The following is a 6297-nucleotide window of genomic DNA, read 5'->3' as shown; positions in this document are numbered from 1 at the left end:
CCGGCCGGCCGCCGCCGTTCGTGCAGACGGCCGCCCCGCGCAGCGGCGTCGCCGTCGTGTAGTTCGCGAGCACGCCCGGCGCAACATTGCCGTTGACGTAACGCACGGCTTCGAACCCGATCAGCGGCAGTCCGCGCAATGCCGGCCCCGCAATGCCCGGCGGCAGCACGTTGTACATGCGCGCGGAGCCGTTCAGACGCGCGCCGACATCGATACGCACGTCGGCAGTCTCGACGGCCGGTGACGGGTTCCAGAGCTTGCTGCCGAGCCGCGAGCCGAGCAGCGGCGTAGTGCCGTCCAGTGCGCGGTCGGAGAAATGCACCACGTTCGTCGCGAAACACAGCGCGTGCTGCGGATGCTGCCCCGGCGGCGGCATGGGCAGGTCTTCCACGCGCGAGAAATCCGGATCCTCGACGAACATGATCGCGCGTCCTTCGCGATCGAAACCCTTCGCCGCATACCGCGAACACGACCCACCCGGCAGCGCACCGCCGAACACGGCTTCGAACGGCGCCACGGCGCCGGTCGTCGAACCCAGCGGTACGCCGAGCACCTGGTTGTCCGTGTACAGGAATTTCGTCGGCGCCGTGACGACCCACTCGGTCAGGCTGCCCGCCGCGAGCGTGCGATCCATCTGGCCGTAGACGCTGTCCGTCATCAGCAGCGCCGAGAGCGCATCCTTCGCGCGGTTCGGCGATCCGTCGGTCGGATAGACCAGCCTCAGGCCGCCGCTGCCGGCCGGCAGCACGGCATCGGCTTCGCCGGGACGGCTGTTGCCGACGGCGAGGTATTCGGGAACCGTCGCGAAGTCCGTCAGCAACGAGTACTGCGAGAAGTCCTCGACCGCGGTCGCATTGCCGCCGATCAGCGTGCCTTCGCCCGCGTCGACGATGCTGAAGGCGCCGTAGAGACCGCCGCCCGGCGGACGGAGATCCGGCGAGGTCGGATCGATGACCTGCAGCGGGGCGCAATTCGGCGGATGCTGGCCGGTCACGGCCGCCGCGAGCGCGCCGTCGAGTTCGGCCAGTTCGACGACTTCGAAATGCCCCTCGCGCATGCGCACCGGCTGCGTCGGACCGGTGTCCTCGTTCGATCCGGTGTAGGCAAACGGCAGGAACGACTGCTGATAGCCGCCGCCCGGGAACGGCGCCTCCCAGAACGGCTTGTCCGGCGCCGTGCAGCTTTCGTCGCGCGTCATGATGCGCGCGCCGCCGGCGGTGTCGGTCGCGAACACGGTTCCGGTCCACGCATCGTTCGGCGCGAGCGCGATGTGGAAATCGAGCACGGTGCGGCTGTTGTAGCCCTCGCGGAAACGAATCTGCAGATACTTCGCGCGATTCGTCGTGTTGGCGAGCCTGATCAGCGTCGACTGCCCGCTGTTGACGCTGAAATACGGAAACAGCAGCACCTGGCCGGTGCCCTGCGGGTTCAGATACATCGCGCCGGCCGGAGAGAAGGCGGCAGCCGACATCGCGAGCGCGAGCGCACACGAACGAAGTTTCATCGCGGGTTCCTTTCGCTGTGGGGGATTTCGTTCGCTGTAGACGGGCGAACGACACGCGCCCCCCAACGCGGGCGGATGCGCCCGACGTTCCGCTAATTCATTTATCCAGAAAGCAAACGGAAGGCTGCGAGGAACGTACGAACCCGTCCCTGGCGATGACGGTGCCCCGCGCACATCGCATAACCGGGTTCTAACGCTCTCAAGGCTTGCCGGTCGCCGCCTTCACCGTCAGCGGCTGCCCCACGCTGCCCGCGTAGAACACGAGCAGCTTGAGCGGCGTGTCGTCCACATTGCGACCATTGTGCAAAGTTCCGACGACCTCGGCCAGCGCCTGGCCGCGTTCGAGCCGCTGCACGCGGCCGTCTTCGAGCCGGACTTCGAGCGCGCCTTCGAGCACGACGCCGAACGACGGCACGGGATGCCGATGCCAGCCCGTCTCGCCGCCGGGCGCGATCTCGACGACGAGCGCGGAGACTTCGGCCTGTCCCGTCGGATAGACCAGCGGCTTGCCGTCCCAGCTCGTCGTGGTCTTCATGAGCGGCGTCACTTTCACCGCACCGTCGTTCTCGAGCGCGGACGCGCCCGGTACGGCGAATACGAGCAGGCAGGCGAACAGCGACGGTCGACGCATGGCAGGTGCTCCGCGGGAAGTGCGCCGATGCTATCGTGCCGCGGCGCATTCTGTGCTGCGGAGAACGCATGCCCGAGCTGCCCGACATCGCGGTCTACACCGACCATCTCGAACGACGGCTCGTCGGGCATGTCCTGCAGCGCGTCGCGCTGGCCAATCCGTTCGTGCTGCGCACGGTCGATCCGCCGATCGCCGATGCCGGCGGTCGCCGCGTTACCGGCATACGCCGGCTCGGCAAGCGCATCGTGCTCGCGCTCGACGGCGAACGCTTCATCGTGATTCACCTGATGATCGCCGGGCGCCTGCGCTGGCGCGACGCGAACGGAAAGCCGCCCGGCAGGATCGCGCTGGCCAGCTTCGCGTTCGAGTCCGGCACGCTGTATCTGACCGAAGCCGGCACGAAGCGCCGCGCCTCGCTGCACTATGTCGCCGGCGAGGCCGCGCTCGCCGCGCTCGATCCGGGCGGCGTCGACGTCGCCGCGCTCGATGCGGCGCAGTTCGCCGAACGCATCGCGCGCGGCAATCACACGATCAAGCGCGCGCTCACCGACCCGCGCCTGTTCAGCGGCATCGGCAACAGCTATTCCGACGAAATCCTGCACCGCGCGAAGCTGTCGCCGTTCGCGCTCGGCGCGAAGCTGTCGCCGGCCGACGCCGCGCGGCTGCACCGGGCCGCGATCGATGTGCTCGACGAATGGTCGCGGCGCCTCGCCGCGGAAACCGGCGACGCGTTTCCGGAAAAAGTCACCGCCTTCCACGACGCCATGGCCGTGCACGGCCGCTACGGCAAGCCCTGCCCCGACTGCGGTGCGCCGGTGCAGCGCATCGTCTATGCCGAGAACGAGGCGAACTACTGCGCGCGCTGCCAGACCGGCGGCAAGGTGCTCGCCGATCGCGCGCTGTCGCGGCTGCTTCACGACAGCTGGCCGAAGGACATCGACCAGCTGCTCTGAGCACGGCAGTACGACGCCCTGTGATCTGTTCGGTTCGCCGGCACCCGTGCGTTTCCGAGTCGTCTTCGGCGCTGAGGGTTTTTCCCCTCCGAAAACCGCGCCGAATGCCGTGCTTTTCATCGCGCTTTCGCCTAGATTCGCCCCGGCATTGCCGAGCGGCGCGCCGGCGCATGCGCACGTGACGATTCAGAGGGAGAAACTCATGAGATCGATTCGGTTGACGGGCCGGCTTGCGGCCGGGGTATTCGGTTTGCTCGCTGCACAGGCAGCGCTTTCCGCACCGCTGATCATCAGCGAGTTCCGCGTTCGTGGTCCGAACGGGGCCAACGACGAATTCGTCGAGATCTACAACAACAGCGGCGCCGACCACACGGTCGCCGCCAGCTCGGGCACCGGCTACGCCATCGCCGCTTCCAACGGCGTCGCGCGCGCCATCATCCCGAACGGCACCGTGATTCCGAATCGCGGCCACTGGCTCGCCGTCAACTCCGTCGGCTATTCGCTCGCGAGCTATCCGGCCGGCAACGGCACGACCGCCACGGGCGATGCCACATACACGACCGACATTCCCGACAACGCCGGCATCGCGCTGTTCAACACCAGCGAGCCGGCCGATTTCACGCTGGCCAACCGCATGGACGCCGTCGGCTCCACGTCGGAAGCCAACGCGCTGTACAAGGAAGGCACCGGCTACCCGGCACTCGTGCCGTTCTCGATCGACTACTCGTTCTACCGCGACTCCTGCGGCAAGGGCGGCAGCATCACGACCTTCGGCAGCTGTCCGAATCCCACCATCGCGGACACCGACAATAACGCGGTCGACTTCATTTTCGTCGACACCAACGGCACGAGTGCCGGTGCGGGCCAGCGCCTCGGTGCGCCGGGCCCTGAAAACGCGTCCTCGCCGATCACGAATCCGGCATCGGGCACCTGGGACGTTCTCGACACCTGCGTCTCCGGCCAGAGCCCGCCGAACTCGGTCCGCGATTTCACGAGCGATCCGGCGAACAACTCCACCTTCGGCACGCAGGACATCCGCTTCACGTACACGAACTCGTCGGGCCAGAACCTCACGCGCCTGCGCTTCCGCATCGTCGACCTGACGACGTTTCCGGCACCGTCGGGCATTGCCGACTTCCGTCCGCGCTCCTCGACCGCCGTGGTCGTCACGGTCGACCGCCCGCCCTGCGGCAGCGGCACGAGCAACGTCACCGTGCAGGGCACGACGCTCGAACAGCCGCCGAGCCAGCCCAACGGCAGTGGCTTCAACGGCTCGATGTCGGTCGGCTCGGTCACGCTCGCGACGCCGCTCGCCAACGGTGCGTCGATCGACGTGCGCGTGCTCAACGGCATCCAGCAGACCGGCCACTTCAAGCTCGGTCTCGTGCCGGAAGGCCTGACCTCTGCCGGCGTCAGCATCACTGGCAACGTGATCCAGTTCGACTGCGCGACCGACGGCGGCTGCACGCCGCCGAACGTCACGAGCAGCGTTCGCGTCGACGCGAACCCGACGAATGCGCCGACCGTGAACTACACGGTCACCTTCGATCTGGCGGTCGCCGGTGTCGACACGAGCGACTTCACACTGACGACGACCGGCACCATCGCCGGTGCCAGCGTCACGAGCGTCACCGGCAGCGGCACGACGCGCAACGTCGCGGTCGCCACGGGCAGCGGCACCGGCACGATCCGTCTCGATGTCGTCGACGACGACACGATCGTCGCGGGCACCACCCCGCTCGGCGGCGTCGGCGCCGGCAACGGCAACTTCACGACCGGCCAGGCCTACGACGTCGATCGCACCGCACCGACCGTGACGGTCGAACAGGCCGTCGGCCAGCCCGATCCGGCGCCGACCTCGCCGATCAACTTCACCGTGACCTTCAGCGAACCCGTCAGCAACTTCGATGCGGCCGACATCATCCTCGGCGGCACCGCCGGCGCGACGACCGCTGTCGTCACAGGCGGCCCGACGGTCTTCAACGTCGCCGTCAGCGGCATGACGACGAACGGCACGGTGACGATCAGCATCGTTGCCGGTGCGGCCATCGATGCGGTCGGCAACACGAGTACTCCGTCGACCAGCATCGACAACGTCGTCATCTTCAACGGCGTCGCTCCGATCGTCACGACCGAAATGCCGATGCTGTCGCCGCCGATGCTGCTGCTGCTCGGCGTGCTGCTCGTATTCGTCGCGGCCGGCGCGCGTCGCCGGTTCGTCGACTGACGTCAAAGCGGCCGTCGGTCGACGGCCGATGCATGCAACGGAAAGGCGACCGCTCCGGCGGTCGCTTTTTTTTTCGTTCTTGCATTCCGCGATACCGGGTTCTGCCGGCGTGCGAACTGCGGGATGCGGTAACGGCGGCGTGCGGCGGAAAGCGTGGAAAACGCGGCGTTTCCGCCGGCTGCGGCGCGCGGCGGCGTCTGGCACGGCCATTGCGGAACCCGCGTAACCGGACATCGCGCCGCCCGCACAGGTTTGCCATGACAGGGAACGTCCCGCCCGCTGCCAAGATCGCACCCCCGTCGCTATGGAAGGCGGCGGGCGAACTGCGCGTACTCCTCGACCTCGGTCGCGCGACCGTGATCCGGCGCCGGCCGCGCCGCCGCGCGCGCGGCGAACCCGTGCTCGTCGTGCCCGGCTTCGCGACGTCGGATGCCGCGACCGCGCTGCTGCGCGACCACCTCGACGCCGCCGGCTTCGATGTGCACACATGGAATCTTGGAATAAACCGCGGTCCGCGCGGCGACGTGATGCGGCGGCTGTCCTGCCGCATCCGGTCGATTGCGCGCCGCACGCGCCGCCGCGTGCGCATCGTCGGCTGGTCACTCGGCGGACTGATGGCCCGTGCCGTCGCCGGCCGGCTGCCGCAGCACGTGGCGCGCGTCGTCGCGCTCGGCTCGCCGCTGACGGCCGATCCCGATGCGAGCCATCTGTCGCGGCTCTATGCATGGCTCGGCGGCACACCGTCGGACAGCCGCAGCGTGCGCGCACTGGTCCGCGCGAGCCACCGCGCGCCGGTCACGTCGATCTACAGCCGCAGCGACGGCGTCGTCGCCTGGGAAGCCTCGGCCGGCGCGCCGGGCGAGTGCCGCGCCGTCGAAGTCGACGCCACGCATCTGGGCCTCGTCGCGAATCCGGATGTGCTCGAAGTCGTTGCGCGCGAAGTCGCGCGCGACCCGGACTGACGACTCGGCGGAGCGCACGC

5 protein-coding genes are annotated in these 6297 nt (G+C 68.5%); 3 read left to right on the top strand and 2 right to left on the bottom strand.

The annotated features are described in order from the left end of the window. Both VLF18_RS10600 and VLF18_RS10595 read right to left on the bottom strand, forming a co-directional pair. A partial coding sequence (locus VLF18_RS10600) for a hypothetical protein (RefSeq protein ID WP_325279599.1) occupies nt 1–1504 on the bottom strand: 1504 nt, incomplete at its 3' end. A 199-nt stretch (nt 1505–1703) separates the two neighbouring features. Continuing rightward, nucleotides 1704–2135 (bottom strand): cupin domain-containing protein, encoded by a 432-nt coding sequence (locus VLF18_RS10595; protein ID WP_325279598.1) that lies wholly within the window; start codon nt 2133–2135, stop codon nt 1704–1706. Between the two features lie 68 nt (nt 2136–2203). On the opposite strand from VLF18_RS10595, the gene VLF18_RS10590 reads away from it, so the two are divergent. The 3 genes from VLF18_RS10590 (at nt 2204) to VLF18_RS10580 (ending at nt 6277) form a co-directional block, all read left to right on the top strand. Next, nucleotides 2204–3088 carry an Fpg/Nei family DNA glycosylase gene (locus VLF18_RS10590; protein ID WP_325279597.1) on the top strand — a complete coding sequence of 295 codons (885 nt, stop codon included), beginning with the start codon at nt 2204–2206 and terminating at the stop codon, nt 3086–3088. Nucleotides 3089–3290: 202 nt separating this feature from the next. Beyond that, a complete protein-coding gene (locus tag VLF18_RS10585; protein WP_325279596.1) occupies nt 3291–5315 on the top strand; it encodes a hypothetical protein in 2025 nt (674 codons plus the stop codon). 257 nt (nt 5316–5572) lie between these two features. Then, a complete protein-coding gene (locus tag VLF18_RS10580) occupies nt 5573–6277 on the top strand; it encodes an esterase/lipase family protein (RefSeq protein WP_325279595.1) in 705 nt (234 codons plus the stop codon). Nucleotides 6278–6297 lie beyond the last annotated feature (20 nt).

This window comes from Tahibacter sp. (genome assembly GCF_035481375.1).
Taxonomy (GTDB): domain Bacteria; phylum Pseudomonadota; class Gammaproteobacteria; order Xanthomonadales; family Rhodanobacteraceae; genus Tahibacter.
The sequence above is the reverse complement of the archived record's forward strand: the minus strand, read 5'-3'. Positions and strand labels throughout refer to the sequence as shown.